Consider the following 468-nt stretch of genomic DNA (forward strand, 5'->3'; position numbering starts at 1 on the left):
GTTATATGGAAAAGATGAAATTCAAAATATTTCTGTGCAAGCAAAAAATGTTGATAACTTAGAAGTAGCTGGAAAAAAAGCGGTTGAAGTACTAAATAGCCGCAAACCAAGCGAGTTTACAGGTAAATATGAAGTAACGAACTTAAAAGAACTTCAAGATGGTATTTCTCAAATGACAAATATTATGACTATGATCATCGGTGGCATCGCTGGCATTTCCTTAGTTGTTGGTGGCATTGGGGTTATGAATATTATGCTTGTATCAGTAACAGAGCGCACACGCGAAATTGGAGTACGTAAAGCACTTGGAGCAACGCGCAGTAAAATATTATTGCAATTCTTAATTGAAGCGGTTATGGTAACGCTTCTCGGTGGATTAATTGGAATTGGTCTTGGTTATGCGGGCGCTTATATTGTATCTATTTATGCGAAATGGCCACCACTTGTTTCATGGGAAGTTGTTGTTGG

The 468-nt window shown here is 37.8% G+C and carries 1 protein-coding gene; it reads left to right on the forward strand.

Translation table 11 applies throughout. From position 1 onward, the window contains the following. The coding region (locus LOK41_RS28595; RefSeq protein WP_241819458.1) for an ABC transporter permease at window positions 1-468 on the forward strand (468 nt) is incomplete at both ends.

It is taken from the genome of Bacillus sp. TL12 (assembly GCF_022625245.1).
GTDB lineage: Bacteria > Bacillota > Bacilli > Bacillales > Bacillaceae_G > Bacillus_A.